This window comes from Mesorhizobium sp. L103C119B0 (genome assembly GCF_000502235.1).
Lineage (GTDB): Bacteria > Pseudomonadota > Alphaproteobacteria > Rhizobiales > Rhizobiaceae > Mesorhizobium.
The window spans coordinates 160,482-178,607 of the sequence record NZ_AYXE01000009.1; the positions used below are offsets into that span (position 1 = coordinate 160,482).

At 63.5% G+C, this 18,126-nt stretch carries 16 protein-coding genes and 1 tRNA gene; 9 read left to right on the top strand and 8 right to left on the bottom strand.

The window, feature by feature from the left end; genetic code table 11:
* Positions 1 to 103: 103 nt before the first annotated feature.
* Complete coding sequence (gene chvE / locus X728_RS149160; RefSeq protein WP_023681943.1) at positions 104 to 1,174, bottom strand: multiple monosaccharide ABC transporter substrate-binding protein; 1,071 nt, start codon at positions 1,172 to 1,174, stop codon at positions 104 to 106.
* Positions 1,175 to 1,468: 294 nt separating this feature from the next.
* Between chvE and X728_RS149155 the strand changes: the two genes are divergently transcribed.
* Positions 1,469 to 2,476, top strand: coding sequence for a LysR family transcriptional regulator (locus X728_RS149155; protein ID WP_023681942.1), 1,008 nt, complete (start codon positions 1,469 to 1,471; stop codon positions 2,474 to 2,476).
* 4 nt (positions 2,477 to 2,480) lie between these two features.
* Here X728_RS149155 and X728_RS149150 read toward each other — a convergent pair.
* Positions 2,481 to 2,554: transfer RNA gene (locus tag X728_RS149150), tRNA-Gly, on the bottom strand.
* A gap of 181 nt (positions 2,555 to 2,735) precedes the next feature.
* Here X728_RS149150 and X728_RS149145 point away from each other — a divergent pair.
* Positions 2,736 to 2,999 (top strand): DUF6460 domain-containing protein, encoded by a 264-nt coding sequence (locus X728_RS149145; RefSeq protein WP_023681941.1) that lies wholly within the window; start codon positions 2,736 to 2,738, stop codon positions 2,997 to 2,999.
* A 68-nt stretch (positions 3,000 to 3,067) separates the two neighbouring features.
* Here the strand turns inward: X728_RS149145 and X728_RS149140 are convergent, their stop codons facing one another.
* Positions 3,068 to 3,970: a histone deacetylase gene (locus X728_RS149140; RefSeq protein ID WP_023831974.1), complete on the bottom strand. Its 903-nt coding sequence runs from the start codon at positions 3,968 to 3,970 to the stop codon at positions 3,068 to 3,070.
* Between the two features lie 217 nt (positions 3,971 to 4,187).
* Here X728_RS149140 and X728_RS149135 point away from each other — a divergent pair, with 217 nt between their 5' ends.
* Positions 4,188 to 5,525, top strand: coding sequence for an MATE family efflux transporter (locus X728_RS149135; protein WP_023831975.1), 1,338 nt, complete (start codon positions 4,188 to 4,190; stop codon positions 5,523 to 5,525).
* On the opposite strand, the gene X728_RS149130 is transcribed toward X728_RS149135, so the two are convergent.
* Together X728_RS149130 and X728_RS149125 are read right to left on the bottom strand one after the other, a co-directional pair.
* Complete coding sequence (locus tag X728_RS149130; protein WP_023831976.1) at positions 5,522 to 6,598, bottom strand: quinone-dependent dihydroorotate dehydrogenase; 1,077 nt, start codon at positions 6,596 to 6,598, stop codon at positions 5,522 to 5,524. The two genes, X728_RS149135 and X728_RS149130, sit on opposite strands and share 4 nt — an antisense overlap.
* Positions 6,595 to 6,945 (bottom strand): DUF952 domain-containing protein, encoded by a 351-nt coding sequence (locus X728_RS149125; RefSeq protein ID WP_023831977.1) that lies wholly within the window; start codon positions 6,943 to 6,945, stop codon positions 6,595 to 6,597. The genes X728_RS149130 and X728_RS149125 overlap by 4 nt, the downstream gene beginning before the upstream one ends.
* Before the next feature lie 200 nt (positions 6,946 to 7,145).
* Here X728_RS149125 and X728_RS149120 point away from each other — a divergent pair, with 200 nt between their 5' ends.
* Together X728_RS149120 and X728_RS149115 are read left to right on the top strand one after the other, a co-directional pair.
* Positions 7,146 to 7,580 (top strand): hypothetical protein, encoded by a 435-nt coding sequence (locus X728_RS149120; RefSeq protein ID WP_023831978.1) that lies wholly within the window; start codon positions 7,146 to 7,148, stop codon positions 7,578 to 7,580.
* A 133-nt stretch (positions 7,581 to 7,713) separates the two neighbouring features.
* A complete protein-coding gene (locus X728_RS149115; RefSeq protein ID WP_023831979.1) occupies positions 7,714 to 8,373 on the top strand; it encodes a response regulator transcription factor in 660 nt (219 codons plus the stop codon).
* A 106-nt stretch (positions 8,374 to 8,479) separates the two neighbouring features.
* On the opposite strand, the gene X728_RS149110 is transcribed toward X728_RS149115, so the two are convergent.
* The gene (locus X728_RS149110) at positions 8,480 to 11,962 is read right to left on the bottom strand and encodes a PAS domain-containing hybrid sensor histidine kinase/response regulator (protein ID WP_023831980.1); all 3,483 of its coding nucleotides are present in this window, start codon (positions 11,960 to 11,962) and stop codon (positions 8,480 to 8,482) included.
* Positions 11,963 to 12,213: 251 nt separating this feature from the next.
* On the opposite strand from X728_RS149110, the gene mscL reads away from it, so the two are divergent.
* Both mscL and X728_RS149100 read left to right on the top strand, forming a co-directional pair.
* Positions 12,214 to 12,633 (top strand): large conductance mechanosensitive channel protein MscL, encoded by a 420-nt coding sequence (gene mscL, locus X728_RS149105; RefSeq protein ID WP_023681933.1) that lies wholly within the window; start codon positions 12,214 to 12,216, stop codon positions 12,631 to 12,633.
* Between the two features lie 158 nt (positions 12,634 to 12,791).
* Positions 12,792 to 13,958, top strand: a complete 1,167-nt coding sequence (locus X728_RS149100) for a pyridoxal phosphate-dependent aminotransferase (protein ID WP_023831981.1) — start codon at positions 12,792 to 12,794, stop codon at positions 13,956 to 13,958.
* 18 nt (positions 13,959 to 13,976) lie between these two features.
* Here X728_RS149100 and hemA read toward each other — a convergent pair whose 3' ends face one another.
* The gene (gene hemA, locus X728_RS149095) at positions 13,977 to 15,254 is read right to left on the bottom strand and encodes a 5-aminolevulinate synthase (RefSeq protein ID WP_023831982.1); all 1,278 of its coding nucleotides are present in this window, start codon (positions 15,252 to 15,254) and stop codon (positions 13,977 to 13,979) included.
* 279 nt (positions 15,255 to 15,533) lie between these two features.
* Here hemA and galE point away from each other — a divergent pair, with 279 nt between their 5' ends.
* Positions 15,534 to 16,529: a UDP-glucose 4-epimerase GalE gene (gene galE, locus X728_RS149090; RefSeq protein ID WP_023831983.1), complete on the top strand. Its 996-nt coding sequence runs from the start codon at positions 15,534 to 15,536 to the stop codon at positions 16,527 to 16,529.
* Positions 16,530 to 16,626: 97 nt separating this feature from the next.
* Positions 16,627 to 17,877, top strand: coding sequence for a D-amino acid dehydrogenase (locus X728_RS149085; RefSeq protein WP_023831984.1), 1,251 nt, complete (start codon positions 16,627 to 16,629; stop codon positions 17,875 to 17,877).
* A gap of 7 nt (positions 17,878 to 17,884) precedes the next feature.
* Here X728_RS149085 and X728_RS0135400 read toward each other — a convergent pair whose 3' ends face one another.
* Positions 17,885 to 18,094, bottom strand: coding sequence for a hypothetical protein (locus X728_RS0135400; RefSeq protein WP_031195626.1), 210 nt, complete (start codon positions 18,092 to 18,094; stop codon positions 17,885 to 17,887).
* Positions 18,095 to 18,126: the final 32 nt, after the last annotated feature.

Consider the following 18,126-nt stretch of genomic DNA (forward strand, 5'->3'; position numbering starts at 1 on the left):
CAACGACATGCACGCAAACTAAGTCCGGTAGAAACAATACCGGGGTCGCTTGTGAACGGAAAGGGGTCCTGCGTCGCGCAGGACCCCTGTCATTATAAACGGATTACTTCAGTTCGTCGGCCTTGATGTAGCCGGAGTCGACGACCAGTGCCTGGTAGTTCGACTTGTCGACCTCATGCGGCGTCAAAAGGATCGAGGGGACGACCTTGACGTCGTTATTGTAGGTCTTTTCATCGAGGCCGTCCGGCTTGCCGCCCGAGAGCACCTTGTCGACGAGTTCGACGGTGGCCTTGGCCAGTTCGCGGGTGTCCTTGAACACGGTCGAGTATTGCTCGCCCGTGATGATCAGCTTGACCGAAGCGGTCTCGGCGTCCTGGCCGGTCACGATCGGCCACGGCTGGGCGTCGGTGCCGTAACCGACGGCGCGCAGCGAAGCGGTGATGCCGCGCGACAGGCCGTCATAGGGCGAAAGAACGCCATCGACGCGGCTGCCGTCCGAGTAGTTGGCCGACAGCAGGTTGTCCATGCGCGCCTGGGCGGTGGCGGCGAGCCAGCGCAGCGTGCCGACCTTGTCCATGCCGGTCTGGCCGGACTTGATCTTGATCGAGCCGTCATCGATCAGCGGCTGCAGCACCGAGATTGCGCCGTTGTAGAAGAAGAAGGCGTTGTTGTCGTCCGGCGAGCCGCCGAACAGTTCGACGTTCCACGGCTTGGTGTTCGGGAAGCGCTCCTTGAGGCCCTTGACCAGCGAGTTCGCCTGGATCACGCCGACGCCGAAATTGTCGAAGGTGGTGTAGTAATCGACATTGGCGGTCTTCTTGATCAGGCGGTCATAGGCGACGACGACGACGCCGGCGTCAGCGGCCTTCTGCAGCGCGTCCGACAGGGTCGTGCCGTCGATCGAAGCGATGATCAGCGCCTTCGGGCCCTTGGTGATTTCGTTTTCCAGCTGGCTGAGCTGGTTGGGGATGTCGTCCTGCGCGTACTGCAGGTCGACCGTGTAGCCGAGAGCTTCGAGCTGGGACTTGACGGCATCGCCGTCATTGATCCAGCGCTGCGAGGTCTTGGTCGGCATCAGCACGCCGACAAGACCCTTGTCGGCTGCGTGCGCCGAGTAGGTCATGGCAGCGATGCCAAGGGCCGCGACGGCGGCCAGTGTCTTGATGATTTTCACGTAAAACTCTCCCTGGTTGATGGACGCGACACCTCGGGGCTTCGCGGGCCGCGCAGTCGGGCGGATGCGCCAAAGCGCCGCCGCCGTCATAATCGATCTCCGGTATCCTCCCAATCGGCCCTCAGTCTTGATTTAAATCGATATGATTTTGCTCGTCATCGACCGTCAAGTCTTGAGGACGCGCGAAAGTGTGACCCTTTGCCATAACTGTCAAATGCGATCTTCGGTGGTTGCTATACCAAAACCGGTATATGACTAGACCGGGCTGGAACAGTGGCGGAAGCGGGAAAAGGCATGGCGGCTTTACGAGGTCCTCAGGGAATTTCAAGCGGTTACGATGAATTGCCGGGCGATGGCGAGACACTTCTGCGCAGTGGCTTGAGCCTGCGTCACATGCGCATGATCGCAGCACTCGACGATCACGGTCGGGTGAGCGCGGCGGCCCAGGTGATGAACATCTCGCAGCCGGCGGCCTCGCGCATGATTTCCGAGATGGAAGCGGTGCTTGAGGTCAAGCTGTGCGAAAGGCTGCCGCGCGGCATCACGCTCACCCCTTACGGCAAGGCGCTGGCCCGGCGCGCGCGCTCGATCCTGCTCGAAATGCGCGAGGCCGACCGCGAAATATCGGAGCTCAAGGCCGGCAAGGGCGGCTCGGTGTTCCTTGGCGCGGTGACGGCGCCGGCGATCGAACTGGCGGTCCCGGCGATCCGCGAGATACGCCGCCTCTATCCGCGCATCGAGATTACCATGCAGGTCGAGACGTCGAATGTGCTGGCGCGCGAACTGATCGCCACGCGCCATGATTTCATCATCGCCCGTGTTCCCGAAGACCTCAATCCGCGGCTGTTCGAATCGCGTGTCATCGGCGTCGAGAAGGCCTGCCTGATCGTGCGCCGAGGCCACCCGCTGAGCAACGGCCATCCTCTCAACAATGGGAAGGCGGTGCGGCTGGAGGACACCGCCGCCTTTGACTGGGTGTTCCAGTCGGGCGGGTCGCCGCTGCGCCAAGCGATGGAGAGCAATTTCCTGAACCGCAACATCGCCCTGCCTGACCGCATCCTCAACACCTCTTCGCTGCTGCTGACTTTGGTCATGGTGGCGCAGTCCGACGCCATCGCCCCGGTGTCGATTCAGGTGGCAAAATTCATCCAGAACCCCGACGGTCTCGCCGGCGCCATCGATGTCGTCCAGACCGAGTTCGACATCGAGGTCCGCCCCTACAGCCTGATCACGGTGAAGAACCGCGTGTTGTCGCCGGCAGCCAAGATGCTGCACGATTTTATCTTGCGGGAAGTGGGATAGGAACTGGAGCGGGTAGAGGGAATCGAACCCTCGCGTTCAGCTTGGGAAGCTGACAAGCTACCATTACATCATACCCGCATTTGCCTCTCGATATCATGAGGGGCGTGCTTCGGGCAATCGCCCTTGGACAGCTCTTCGGAAACGGCTGTTGGAAACCCCGACCGATTGCACCAGTCCGCCTGCCTTGATGCGGGCGCAGCAAGTGCGTATTCGTGGGTTTGTACCCCGAATCCGGGCATACCAATCTGGAGGCAGCCCCTTGTCCACAGTGACGCGCTTTCTCGGTGACTCGCCCGTCAGGGTGATCGTCAAGCTGCTGGTCGTGTCGTTCCTCGTCGGCCTGGTCATGAATGCGTTCGGCTGGACGCCGATGGACGTCTTCTACCGCATCCAGGGTTTCTTCATCGATTTGTGGAACCTCGGCTTCAACGCGGTCTATCGCTTCTTGGGCTATATCCTGCTCGGCGCCGCGATCGTCGTGCCGGTGTTCATCCTGCTCAGGGTCGCGAACTACCGGAAGTGAAGCGGAGGCATGATCCCTAAAAGTGGCAACCGGTTTTCGGAAAAGATTGTGCTCAAACCGAAGGCCACTCAGGCAAAGTCCGACGCCACCTCGAACAGGATGGCGTGGCGCGCGGCCAGCGCTGCGACATCGGTCGAATAGCCGCCGCCGATGACACCGCAGACCGGGATGCCCAGCGCGCGGAAATGACCGATCACCATGGCGTCGCGGGCACGCACGCCGTCATCGCTGAGCGATAGCCGGCCGAGCCGGTCCTCGGCATGCACGTCGACGCCGGCATTGTAGAAGACGATGTCCCAGTGCGCCTTGGCCGAGAGCTCCGGCAGGAGGGCGCCCAGCCGCTCGAGATAGGCGCCATCGCCGGTGCCGTCCGGCAGCGCAACGTCGAGATCGGAGGCAATCTTGCGCACCGGATAATTGCGCTCGCCATGCATGGAGAAGGTGAAGGCGCGTGGTTCGTCTCTCAGTATATCCGCCGTGCCGTCGCCCTGATGCACATCGAGATCGACGATCAGGATTTTTTGGGCGGAACCTTCGGCTAGCAGCACCAGCGAAGCGACGGCGACATCGTTGAAAGTGCAGAAGCCCGCGCCTTGCGCACGCCGCGCATGGTGGCTGCCGCCGGCAGTGTTACAGGCAATGCCGTTGATAAGCGCCAGCCGTGCGGCCAGCACCGTACCACCGGCGGCGAGTTGCGCCCTGAGCGAAACGCGCGGACCCACGGGAAAGCCGATCTCGCGCTCGATCTTCTCAGGCACCGAACAAGCGATGACCTGGTCGACATAATCAGCCGCATGGGCAAGCTTCAGCCAGGAGGCCGGCGCCGGCTCGGGCATCGCAAGCGCCTCGGCGTGGATCAGACCCCTGATATGCAAGGCCTGCATCAGCAGCGGATATTTGCTCATCGGAAAGCGATGATTGACCGCGAAGCCGGCATCGTAGTCGGGGTGATGGACGATCTGCAAAGGCATGGCTAAAGCAATTCCAGGAAAAGTGGGCAGCGGTTTTCCCGGGAGAAGCGCGTAGCGCTTCCCCTTGGGAATTGCTTAAAACCAGTACTCGGATCCGGCGGGCTCGCGCCAGAAGAACATTTCGGTTGGCCGTCACGGCAAGAGTGATTGCGCGGTGGCCGGAAAATGGGGCACATCGGCTGTTCGATCAAGCCGCAATCAGCAAGGCAGCAGTCCCCTGGACACGGGTGCAATCCCAGCCGACGCGAGACCCTTCGCCGTCACTAACCGTTCGGTGCTCGCCATCGCCGTGCCGATGACGCTCGCCTATCTGACGACGCCGCTGCTCGGCATCGTCGACACGGCGGTGGTCGGGCAGTTCGGCGATGCCGCCCTGCTCGGCGGCCTGGCGGCCGGGGCGCTGGTCTTCGACGTGGTCTTCAGCACCTTCAATTTCCTGCGCTCCGGCACCACCGGCCTCGTCGCCCAGGCGTTTGGGCGCGGCGACGAACTGGAGGAGCAGGCGGTGTTCTGGCGCGCCGTGCTGATCGCGGTCGCCGCCGGCATCGTGCTTGTCGTCCTTGCGCCGCTGATTGCCATCGCCGGCCAGAAATTCATCGGCGGCGAAGCGCGCGTCGGCGAGGCGATGGGCGTCTATATCCACATCAGAATGCTCGCCGCCCCCTTCACGCTTATCAACTACGCCATCCTCGGCTATGTCCTTGGACGCGGCGAGGGCGGGCTTGGGCTGATGCTGCAGGCGGTGCTCAACGGCATCAACATCGTGCTTTGCATCCTGCTCGGCCTGAAGCTTGGCTGGGGCGTCGCCGGCGTGGCCTGGGCGACCGTCACCGGCGAATGTCTGGCCATGCTGCTGGGTCTCGCCATCGTTGTCTGGCGCTTCCGGGCCGCACCCCGCCTGCCGCGGCATCGCCTGCTCGACATGCCCGCTTTCCTGCGCATGCTGTCGCTCAACCGCGATATCATGATCCGCTCGTTCTCGCTGCTCGCCGCCTTCGCGCTGTTCACCCGCCAAGGCGCGCAGTTCGGCACGCTGACGCTGGCCGCCAATGCCGTGCTGATGAACTTCTTTCTCGTCGCCGGCTATTTCCTCGACGGTTTTGCCACAGCCGCCGAGCAGTTGGCGGGACGCGCGATCGGCGCACGCGCCGAGACGGCGTTCCGCCGGGCGGTGCGTCTGACCTTGTTCTGGGGGTTCGGCCTCGCCGGAACCGCGACGCTGATCTTCTGGCTCGGCGGCGCCGGCCTGATTTCTTTGATCACCACGTCGCAGGACGTTCGTGCTGTTGCCGACATCTATCTGCCGTGGGCGGCACTGACACCGCTGAGCGGCGTGCTGGCCTTCCAGATGGACGGCGTCTTCATCGGCGCCACGTGGTCGCGCGATATGCGCAACATGATGCTGGTGTCGTTCCTGGCCTTCAGCGCCGCATTATTCAGCTTGGCGCCGTCTCTCGGCAATCACGGCCTGTGGGCGGCGCTGCACGTTTTCCTGCTGGTGCGCGGCTTCAGCCTGCTGGCCATCCTGCGGCTCCGGTTGCGCACGGCGTTTTAGAGCGGCCTGGCAGCCCACTGATCGAGCCGGCTGTCGCGCAGTTCGCGCAATGATTTCAGCCGCTCCTTGTCGGCAAATCGCACCATCCCGGCAAGGATGCGCCCCGGCAGCGCCGGCCCGGCATAGATCATACCGGTGTAGAGCTGCACCAGATCGGCGCCGGCGCGGATCTTTTCCAGCGCGGCATCAGTGGAATCGAGGCCGCCGACCCCGATGATGGCGCGATCCGGCCCGAGCAGCCGACGCATCTTGGCGAGCACGATGGTCGAGCGCTCGAACAGCGGTTTTCCCGAGAGACCGCCGGTCTCGCCGGCGCCGCTTGGGCTACGCAATCCGGATCGCGAGAGCGTCGTGTTGGAGACGATGACGCCGTCGATCTGCTTCTCGCTGACTTCGGCGGCGATGTCTTCAAGCTCGGCCTCGACCAGATCGGGCGCGATCTTGAGGAAGAGGGGCGGCTGCGCCGAAGCTGCTGCACGCACCGACATGACCCGAGACAACAGTTCGCCGAGCTGTTCGCGCGCCTGCATGGTGCGCAGGCCGGGCGTGTTGGGCGACGAGATGTTGACGGTGAGATAGCTGGCGTATTTTGCAAAGCGGGAAACGCCCAACTCATAGTCACGGACACGATCGGCGCTGTCCTTGTTGGCGCCGATGTTGACGCCGACAATGCCGCCGCGTCCCTGGCGCGCGGCAAGGCGTTTTTCCGCCGCCTCGTGGCCCTCATTGTTGAAGCCCAGGCGGTTGATCACCGCATCATCCTCAGTCAGCCGGAAAATGCGCGGCTTCGGATTGCCGGCCTGCGGCAGCGGCGTCACGGTGCCGACTTCGGCAAAGCCGAAGCCGAGGCCAAGCAGCGCGTCGGGCACCTCGGCGTTCTTGTCGTAGCCTGCGGCCATGCCGAGCGGATTGGGGAAGGCGATGCCACAGAGGCTGAGCTTCAACCTATCGTCGCGCACCGTCCGCGCGCCGACCGGCAGACCGCATCGCAGCGCCGCGATCGACATGCCATGCGCCGTTTCCGGATCGAAGGTGAACAGCAGTTTCTGGCCGATGCGATCGAACACGATCATTCGGCCTCCAGCGCCGGGAATTGATGGGCGCCGTCGGCCCCGAGCGGCAGTGGCCGCACCCACAGCACGGCGTTCATGTCGAGCACGCCATAGAGATGCGGAAACAGCGCGCCGCCGCGCGAGACCTCGTATTTCAGCGCGTCACCGAGCAGCGCCCCGTCGATGGCGATCAGCAGCAAATCCGTCTGGCCGGCGAAATGCTTCGCCGCCGTCTCCCTGGCCTGATCAGCAGTGGAGAAATGGATGAAGCCGTCGGCGACGTCGATCGGAGCGCCGGTGAAGCGGCCGTTTTTCTCGGCCTCGCGCCAAAGGGCTTCGGGCGCGATCTTGTAGATGATCTGAGACATTGTTGCGCTATAAAGCAATTCCAGGAAAAGTGTGAAGCGGTTTTCCGCCGGAATTGCGTTAAAACAAGGAGATAGAGCGGAGCGCCGTGGAACGGCGACCCGCTCTGGTCCAGATGGCTCATGCACGGAAGGGCAACTCGTCCGCATTTACGGCGCAAAGCTGTGATAGGTTGCGCACACTGGCTCGTGGAGGATGGAACATGCGTCTGCAGCACATACTGATCCCCGCCGCACTGGTCTCGCTGGTCGCGGCATCGGCCTGGTCGGAGGAGACCGACCACTACCGGCTGGAAAAATCGGCCAACGGCTATGTCCGCATGGACACCCAGACCGGCGCCATGTCGATCTGCGAGGAGCGCTCCGGCCAGCTCGTCTGCAAGATAGCGGCCGACGAACGCGCCGCCTTCCAGGATGAGATCGATCGTTTGCAGGCCTCGATGAAGGCCATGAACGAACGCGTCACCAGGTTGGAGAATTCGCTGTCGGCCCGTCTCGAGTCGAAATTGCCGAGCGAAGAGGATTTCGACAAGACGATGAGCTATATGGAGCGCATGCTGCGCGGCTTCATGGGCATCGTCAAGGAGATGGACAAGGACAATGGCGACGGCGCCAAGCTCAACTCGCAAAAGACCTGAGCTGCCCGGCGCAAAGTGCCGTCCGGCCATTGCCGCTTGAAAACAAAGCGCTTCGCCGCATAATCGTCCGATCCCGTAAAAGCCGTCAATCGATAACGAAGTTTGGGCAACAACGGGATTTGGGGAGGAACATTTGCCGTCGGGCTACACCTTCGTCATTGCCGACGACCATCCGCTGTTCCGCGGCGCCTTGAAAGAGGCGCTTGCCGGCGTCGGCGATGTCGCCGCCATTCACGAGGCCGGCGATTTCGAAAGCGCCAAGGCGCTGGTCGTGGCCCATGAGGATGTCGACCTCGTGCTGCTCGATCTGTCGATGCCGGGCGCCAGCGGCCTGTCCGGCTTGATCGCGCTGCGCGGCATCCACCCGGCGGTGCCGCTGGTGGTGGTGTCGGCCCACGACGACCCGGTGACCATCCGGCGCGCGCTCGAGCTTGGCGCGTCCGGCTTCATCTCCAAATCGGCCAGTATGGAAGAGATCCGCGGCGCCGTGCAGACGGTGCTGGCCGGCGACATCGCCGCGCCCGTCGGCATCGACCTCGGCATCGAGCGCGACCCCGAAATATCCGACCTGATCAAGCGGCTGCAGGCGCTGACGCCGCAGCAGACGCGTGTCCTCGGCATGCTGGCCGAAGGCCTGCTCAACAAGCAGATCGCCTACGAGCTCAGCGTCTCCGAAGCGACTGTCAAGGCGCATGTCTCGGCCATCCTGCAAAAGCTCGGCGTCGACAGCCGCACCCAGGCGGTGATCCAGTTGTCCAAGATCGGCAGCGATCCGTTGCAGCCAGCAGGCTAAAGCGCGTCGCGCTGAAACGGATTCATGCGACCCGCTTTAGCTCTTTGTTTGATTCATGTCGTGGTCCCAGAACCGCGGCACACTTCTGGGCGACATGCATTGAACCCTACTCGGCCGCCGAGGCCAGCGGCCTGACCCTGGCCATCATCGAGCGCAGCACGGCCGGCTTCAGCGGCTTGTTGATCACAGGCACGTCCAGCGCAGCGGCGGCAGTGCGGACCTCGGTGGAACGGTCGGCGGTGACCAGCACGGCTGGCAGGTCACGGCCGTGGACGTCACGCAGCCGCGCGATCATGTCGAGGCCTGTTCTGCCATCGAGATGATAGTCGGCCAGCACGATGTCGGGACGATCGGCTCTGTCAAAATCCTCCAAGCCCGAAAACGTGCCGACGCTGCAGCCCCAGCCTTCGAGCAGAAGCCGCATGCCATCGAGAATGCGCGCGTCGTTGTCGATGCACATGACGCGCAGGCCGGCCAGCGAATTCGCGGTGCGGGCAGGCGCCTTCGGCTCGACCTCGCGCCGCGGCGCCTCAACCGCCGCAACCGGCAGGATAACGGAAAAGCGCGTACCCTTGCCCGGGTTGGAAAAGATCTGGATCTCGAGCCGCAGCACCCGCGCGATGCGGTCGACGATGGACAGGCCAAGGCCGAGACCTTCGGCCTCGCGCACGCCTTCGTCCAGCCGGGTGAACTCGTTGAAGACCGTGTTCAGCTTGTCGCCGGCAATGCCGATACCAGTGTCGATCACCTGGATCTCGGCGAGTTCGCCGTGCCGTCGCACGCCGACCAGGATGCGGCCATGGGGGGTGTATTTGATGGCGTTGGAGACCAGATTCTGGATCAGCCGGCGCAGCAAGTTGCGGTCCGTCATCACGCTGAGCGACGAGGCCATGATCGTCAGATCGAGTTTCTTTTCGGCGGCGAGCGGCTGGAAGTCGTTGCCGATCTGGCGCAGCAGCCCGTCCAGGCGGAAGGCGCTGTCGTCCGGCTTCATTGCACCGGCGTCGAGGCGCGAAATGTCGAGCACGGCGCCCAGGATCGTCTCGACCGATTCCAGCGAGGATTCGATGTTGACGGCAGCCTTGCCCGCCGGCCCCTTGCCGGCTTTTTCGATCAGCGACGAGCAGTAGAGCCGGGCGGCGTTCAAAGGCTGCAGGATGTCGTGGCCGGCGGCGGCGAGGAAGCGCGTCTTGCCCAGATTAGCCTCCTCGGCCAGCATCTGCGCCTGCGCCAGCTCCTCGTTGACCCTAGTCAGTTCGATGGTCCGCGTCTTGACCCGCTGCTCCAGCGATTCATTGGCCCGCTTCAGCGCCAAATCCTGTTCGACGCGTCCTGATATGTCGGCATAGGTGGCGACGATTCCGCCGTCCGGCATCGGGTTGGAGCGCAGTTCGAGGATACGGCCACTGGTCTTCAACTCCATCTGCCATGGGCTGACGAAGCTGGTCAGCCGGTTGAGCATCGCCACGCGCTGGTCGGCCGGAATATCGCCGCGCTCGGCGAGGTGGCGCAGGATGCGGTCGAGCGAGACGCCGACCTGGCCCATCTCGTCGGGCAGGTCGAACAGCGCGCGATATTGTCTGTTCCAGCATATCAGACGAAAATCGCGGTCGAATACGGTGATGCCCTGCTCCATCTGGTCGAGCGCGATCTGCAGCAGGTCGCGATTGTGCTGCAGCGCTTCGGTGGCGTCGTCGAGCAGGCGAAAGGCGTCCTTGGACTCGCGGTCGTTGCGGCGAAACAGCAGCGACAGGATCAGCCGCGCCGAAGACGAGCCGACCGCGCTCGCCAGCAGCTGCTCGGAAAAGCGGATGACATCCATGCTGGCCTGCTCATTGCCGTGCAGCGAGACGCCATTGCTTTTCTCGAAGGATTGGAAGGAGCGCTCGGTGCGCTCGACGCCGAGGTAGCGCGAGATGGTGTCCTTCAGCACGTTGACGGTGATGGCGGTGCGGAAGCGGCGCAGGCTGGGCATCGGGCCGGATTCGCGCGGCACGAAGATCGACGCCTGGATCCGCTCCAGCGGCACTGACGCGCGCGACAGCGAGCCGAGCACGAAGAACAGCGTGTTGACCGACAGGCTCCAGAGCACGCCGTGGTTCAACGGCTCGGCGACGGTGCCGAACAGAGCCTGCGGCCGCAGCGCCTCGAAACCGAACAACCCCTGCACGACGATGTCCGCGTCGGCTGCCGAGAGCGACGGCAAAAGCAGCGTATAGCCCCAGACGAGGATGCCGGCGACCATGCCAAGGGCCGCGCCGCGGCCATTGGCGCCCCGCCAGATCAGCCCGCCGATCAGCGCCGGCGCGAATTGGGCGATTGCCGCGAACGACATCAGGCCGATCGACGACAGCCGCGCCGAGTTGGTGCTTTCGCGGTAGTAGAGGAAGGCAATGAACAACAGGATGAAGATGGCGCCGCGCCGCACGTTGAGGATCAGCGTCGACCAATCCTCATTCTCCGAGGTCGTGGTCTTGAGCAGGCGGCGCACGAACAGCGGGATGACGAGGTCGTTGGAGATCATGATCGACAGCGCCACGCTTTCGACGATCACCATGGCGGTCGCCGCCGACAGCCCACCGATGAAGGCGGCCATGGCGAGGAAGTCATGGCCGCCGAACAAGGGCAGCGCCAGCACATAGAGGTCACTGGTGGTTTTGGTGCCGACCAGCGCCAGGCCGGCGAAGGCGATCGGCAGCACGAACAGGTTTATCGCTACGAGATAGAGCGGGAACACCCAGGTCGCGGTGCGCAGTTCGGCCTCGCCGCGGTTCTCGACGATGGTGACGTAGAACTGGCGCGGCAGCATGATGATGGCAAAGCCGCTCAGGCAAGTCAGCACCAGCCAGGTGGCGAGCGAGGTGTCGTAGCCCATGGCCTGCCGCACCTGGCTGTTTTCGGCCAGCTTGTCGATCATGTCGCCCGGGCCGCCGAAGATCAGGAAGGTGACCATAAGGCCGATCGCCAGGAAGGCGGCGAGCTTGACCACGGTTTCGACCGCCACCGCCAGCACCAGCCCGTCCTGGTGCTCGGTGGCGTCGGCATGGCGGGTGCCGAACAGCACCGCAAACAGCGCCAAGAGCATGGCCACCACCAGCGAGATGTCGCTGACGAAGGGATCGAAGGAGGGCGGCGATCCCGTATAATGCTCGACCATCAGGCCGACCGAACCGGAGATCGCCTTCAATTGCAGTGCGATATAGGGCACCGCGCCGATGGTGGCGATCAGCGTGGCGATCGCCGAGACGGCAAAGCTCTTGCCATAGCGGGCGCCCAGGAAGTCGGCGATCGAGGTGATCTTCTCGCTCTTGGCCAGCCGCACGATGCGATTGAGCAGCGGAAAGCCGAACACGAACACCAGCACCGGGCCGGTATAGATGCCGAGAAATTCGAGGCCGCGCTCGGAGGACAGGCCGACCGAGCCGAAAAAGGTCCAGGAGGTGCAGTAGATGGCGAGGCTGAGTGCATAGATGAAGGGCCGGGCGCGGCCGGGTCCCGACGCCGTCGACCGCCGGTCGCCGAGGCTAGCGATGGCGAACAGCAGCGTCACATAGGCGACGGCAATGATGACGATGAACCAGCCCTGCACGGCCCGAAAATCCTCCTCGGCCAGTTTTCACCCCGGCCTGCCCAGAGGCAATCACAGCTCTAAGGTCAAGTCCATCGCGGCTTTCGGCGCATGGTCGCGACGCCGCCCTGTCGAACCGTGAACCAAGGTAAGGAGAAAGCGGTGTTTTCCAGCTTTTGCTTCTGTTGCAACCGCAGGTTTTTGTTATGGTGCGCACGGGCCGACGCCGGAGGGACGGCGGCAGCGCGGTCCGTCATGACAAGGAGGGTCGAATGCTGAAAGAATTCCAGGAATTCATTTCCAAAGGAAATGTGATGGACCTTGCGGTCGGCGTCATCATCGGCGCGGCCTTCAGCAAGATCGTCGATTCTCTTGTCAACGACATCATCATGCCTTTCATCGGCGCACTTGGTGGCGTCGACTTTTCCAACTACTTCATAGGCCTCTCATCAACAGTGCATTCGACCAATCTTGCCGACGCGCGTAAGGAAGGCGCGGTGTTCGCCTACGGCAATTTTATCACCGTGGCGCTGAATTTCGTCATCCTGGCTTTCATCATCTTCCTGATGGTCAAGGCCGTGAACAACATGCGCAAGCGGCTCGAGCGGGAGAAGCCGGCCGCACCTGCGGCTCCGCCACCGGCCGACGTCGCTTTGCTCACCGAAATTCGCGATCTCCTCGCCAGGAAATAGACAAGGCCAGATTTCTGGACCAAAACCCCGGTCGTTCGCGGCCGGGGTTTTCTGTTGCCGCATCTGCTAAGAGCATCCGCCAATGCATGTCGCCCACAAGTGCGCAGCGGTTCTGGATAATGACATGCATCAAAGCAGACATCAAAACGGACCTGTTCATGACCCTGATCGATAGCTTGCGCGCCGAAGCGGTGGCCGCCCCCGAAAGCGGCATTGTCGCCGTCGTCAATTACGGCCGTACGCGCGAGGGCATGATCCCGCTCTGGGCCGGTGAAGGCGATTTGCCGACGCCTGCCTTCATTTCGGAAGCCGCCGCCAAGGGGCTCGCCAATGGCGAGACATTCTATACCTGGCAGAAAGGCATTCCGGAGCTGAGGCAAGCGCTTTCCCGCTACTATGCCAGGCATTTCGGCAAGAGCTTCGCCGAAGAGGAATTCATCGCCACCGGTTCCGGCATGCATGCCATTCAGTTGGCGTTAGCCGCGGTCGCCGGCAGCGGCGACGAGGTGGTCTATCTCTCCCCGGCCTGGCCGAATTTCGCCGCCGCCGCCGGTATTTCCGGCGCTACCCCGGTTGCGGTCACGCTCGACCAGTCGGGCAATGGCTGGTCCTGCGATGTCGACAAGATTGCGGCTGCGGTGACGCCGCGCACCAAGGCGCTGTTCGTCAACACGCCATCGAACCCCACCGGCTGGACGGCCGATAAGGAAACGCTGCAGGCGATCCTGAATCTCGCCCGCCAAAAGGGCCTGTGGATCATCGCCGACGAGATCTATTCGCTGTTCCACTACGGCCACGGCCGTGCGCCGTCCTTCCTCGACATTTCGACCTCGGAAGACCGCATCCTGTTCGTCAACTCCTTTTCCAAGAACTGGGCGATGACCGGCTGGCGCGTCGGCTGGATCAAGACCCATCCCGAGCTGCAGCAGGTGTTCGAGAACCTGATCCAGTATTCGACCTCAGGCGTCGCCCAGTTCATGCAGCGCGGCGCCGTCGCGGCGCTGGACCACGGTGATGCGTTCATCGTCGAACAGGTTGAGCGGGCGCGAAAGGCGCGCGACCTGGTCTGCGATATTCTCGGCGCAACCGGCAAAGCGCGCTTCACCGTGCCGCAAGGCGCGTTCTATTTGTTTTTCACGGTCGACGGCATCACCGATCCGCGCCGGGCTGCTTTCGACACCGTCGACAAGGCCAATGTCGGCCTGGCGCCGGGCACCGCCTTCGGCCCTGGCGGAGAGGCGTTTTTGCGCCTGTGCTTCCACCGCCGCCTCGACCAACTCGAGGAAGCGGCACACCGGCTGGCGGGATGGATGAGGACGGTTTGAGGTGAATGGGCGGCGGCTTCAGCCGCCCGACTTCGGCACAAGCAGCGGCACAATCCGGTCGCTCTTGGCGACAGTGGGCCGTCCGGCGGAGCCGTAAGGAATGCCGAGCGCATCCCATGTCTCGATCAGCGCGCCCTGAAGTCCCGCAATCAGCGCATCGGTATGGAACGGCGTCGGGGTGATGCGCAGCCGCTCGGTGCCGCGCGGCACGGTCGGATAGTTGATCGGCTGGATGTAGATGCCGTGCACGCCGAGCAGACGGTCGCTGGCCATCTTGCAGAGTTCGGGGTCACCGACCAGCACCGGCACGATGTGTGTCGGCGATTCCATCACCGGCAGGCCGGCTGCAGACAGAACCTCCTTGGTCCGCGATGCCTGCTGTTGCTGCGCATCGCGCTCGGCTTGCGAGCGCTTGAGGTGACGGATGGAGGTGGTGGCGGCGGCAGCGATCGCCGGCGGCAGCGCCGTGGTGAAGATGAAGCCCGGCGCATAGGAGCGCACCGCGTCGATGACGGCGCTGTTGCCGGCGATATAGCCGCCCAGCGTGCCGAACGCCTTGGCCAGCGTGCCTTCGATGATGTCGATACGGTCGGCCAGCCCCTCGCGCTCGGTGATGCCGCCGCCGCGCGGTCCGTACATGCCGACGGCATGGACCTCGTCAATATAGGTCATGGCGTTGTAGCGTTCGGCCAGTTCGACGATCTGCTTGATCGGCGCGATGTCGCCATCCATCGAATAGACGCTCTCGAACACGATCAGCTTGGCGCGTTCGCGGCCCGCCACCTGCAGCAGGCTTTCGAGATGCGCGACGTCGTTGTGGCGGAAAATCTTCTTTTCGGCGCCCGAGCGCCGTACGCCTTCGATCATCGAGGCATGGTTCAACTCGTCCGAAATGATCAGGCAATTGGGCAAAAGCCGCGCAATGGTCGAGATCGAGGCCTCGTTGGAGACGAAGCCGGAGGTGAAGACCAGCGCCGCTTCCTTGTCGTGCAGGTCGGCCAGTTCCAGCTCGAGCTCGACGAGCGGGTTCGAGGTGCCGGAAATGTTGCGGGTGCCGCCGGCGCCCGAACCCATCTTGCCGGCTGCATTCTGGAACGCGGCAATGACATCGGGGTTCTGGCCCATGCCGAGATAGTCGTTGGAGCACCAGACGGTGATTTCCTCGGCGCGGCCGTTTGAACGCCAGATGGCGCGCGGAAACTTGCCGACAATGCGCTCGAGATCGGCGAAAACCCGGTAGCGCCGCTCGGCGTGGAGCTGGTCGATCGCTTCCTCGAAGAACCGCTGATAGTTCATGTCGCCTTCCCAGTTTTGCGCGGGATCATAATCGTTGGGCCATTCGTCGTCCACCGGGCCGTTTTGGTCAAAATGCCACGCCCCAAGCCTGTTCCTAACGACCCCGGATCGTGGCCTATTCCCTTGATGTGGATCAATTTTGTTTCCGTACGATGCCACAGGCCGGTGAGACTGTTACGGATTTAACATTCAGGCGTTTCTAATGGCCTTGCCGCAGGCTTTCCAGTAAGGCGGTGATTGAGACAGTTTCCGATAAATCATGAGTAAAAGAGGACGCGGATGACGGTTTTGGTAACGGGCGGCGCCGGCTATATCGGCAGCCACATGGTCTGGGAACTGCTGGATGCCGGCGAGAGCGTCGTCGTTCTCGACCGCCTTTCCACGGGCTTCGAATGGGCGGTAGCGCCGGAAGCCAAGCTTGTCGTCGGCGATGTCGCCGATAGGGAATTGGTCGGCCAGATCATCCGGGATAACGAGGTCGACGCGATCATCCACTTCGCCGGTTCCATCGTGGTGCCGGAATCGGTTGCCGACCCGCTCGCCTATTACGAGAATAACACCTCCAAGACCCGCACGCTGATCGAAACCGCGGTGCACGAGGGCGTGCCGCATTTCATCTTCTCCTCGACCGCCGCCGTCTATGGCGGCGCCGGCCTGGAGCCGGTGCGCGAGGATGCCCGCCTGGCGCCGGAATCGCCCTACGGCCTGTCCAAGCTGATGAGCGAATGGATGCTGCGCGACGCAGCGCTTGCGCATCCCTTGCGCTACACGGCGCTGCGCTACTTCAACGTCGCCGGCGCCGATCCCAGGGGCCGGACGGGGCAGTCGACGCCTGGCGCCACGCATCTGATCAAGGTCGCCTGCGAGACCGCGCTCGGCAAACGCCCCTTCATGCAGGTGTTCGGCACCGATTATCCGACGCCGGACGGCACCTGCATGCGCGATTATATCCATGTCAGCGACCTGGCTGCGGCGCACCGGCTGGCGCTGCAGCGCCTGCGCGCCGGCGGCGGCAGCCTCGTCGCCAATTGCGGCTACAGCCACGGCTATTCGGTGCTCGAGGTCATCGACAGCGTGCGGCGCGCCTTCGGCCGGGATTTCGAGGTCAAGATGGGCGACCGGCGCCCCGGCGACGCCGCCGCCGTGGTTGCCAATTCGGACCTTGCACGCGCTGAACTCGGCTGGACCCCGCAACGCGACGACCTCGACCAGATCGTCGCCGATGCACTCGCCTGGGAGCGTATCCTCACCGGCAAGAACTCCGCGCGGGGCTGAGCCGGGCACTTCCGAGGGCTCGCAAGGCGCGCGGCGAAGCGCTATTGAAGCAATGGCGGTGCGGCGTGGAGGCGCTGTGCCGCGAAGAGGGGGTGGCATGAAGATAACGGTGCTTGGAGCCGGCGTTGTCGGTACCGCGGCCGCCTATTATCTGGCCGCCGACGGCCATGAGGTCACCGTGATCGAGCGCCATCCGGCGCCGGCGCGCGGCACCAGCCAGTCCAATGCCGGTCTGGTGTCGCCGGGCGACGCCACCGCCTGGGCCTCGCCGGCGGCGCTGAAGACCTTCCTGCGCGCGCTCTGGAACCATGATCTCGGCATCAAGGTCAGGCTGCGCTTCGATCCTTATTTCCTCGCCTGGAGCCTGCGTTTCCTGCGCCAGTGCACCGTGGCCCGGCTGCGCGCCAACAGCCAGGTCAAACTGCGCCTGGCGCTCTATTCGCGCGACTGCATCAACGCGCTCTCCGACGCCACCGGCATCCACTATGACGAGCGCAAGAAGGGCATTCTTTATTTCTTCCGCTCGCAGCACAGCCTCGACACCGGCACCGACAACTACCAGTTTCTGGCGAAGCATGGCCTGCCGATCGAGATAGTGGGCCGCGACCGGCTGGTCGAACTTGAGCCCGGGCTCGCGGGCGTGAAGGAAAAGATCGCCGGCGGCGTTTATTCGCCGATCGACCAGACCGGGGATTCCAGGATATTCGTCGACGGGCTCGCCGCCTATGCGGCCGAAAAGCTTGGCGTCAGATTCCTGTTCGACACCACGATCGAGGGGCTCGACATAGAGGGCGACTGGGTGCGTGCGGTCATGACATCGGCCGGCCCGGTGACGGGCGACGCCGTCGTCATCGCCATGGGCCCCGAGAGCGGCCTGATCGGTCGCCGCTACGGTATCGACCTGCCCGTCTATCCGGTTAAAGGCTATAGCGCGACCATCCCGCTGGAGGACGAGAGCAAGGGACCGACCATGGGCGGCGCCGACGAGGACCGGCTGGTTGGTTACTCCAGGCTCGGAAACCGCCTGCGCATGTCCTCGACAGCCGAGTTCACCGGCTTCGACCGCAGCTTCAAGCTCAGCGACTTCAAGTCCATGCTGAGCACCGGCAAAGACCTTTTCCCCGGCGCTTTCGACGAGAAGAAGGCGCTGTTGTGGGCAGGTCTGCGACCTATGATGCCCAACTCGGTGCCGGTCATCGGCAAGGCGAAATACAAGAACCTTTACCTCGACACCGGCCACGGCCATGTCGGCTGGACCATGGCCTGCGGCTCGGGCAAGTTCCTGGCCGACCTCGTCGCCGGCCGCAAGCCGGAGATCGACCCGCAAGGGCTGGTCTACGGGAACTGAGGGAGCTCTAATCGTCGTGTTGGCATCGAGTCCATTCGTCGTGCACCCATTCGGCAAGCCATCCGCGCTCAAGCTGGCCAATCTGTGCCAAGTTTTCCTGCCTGGAGGTCAAATGGCCGAGACCGATAACTTCGAAATCTCCACAGTCCGCGGGATGATCATGTTCGCCGCAGGTCAGTTGCCACTCACCATCGAAATGATGAACGACCAGCGTCACCGGCCTCTCCGATCGAAAGACGTGCCCACATA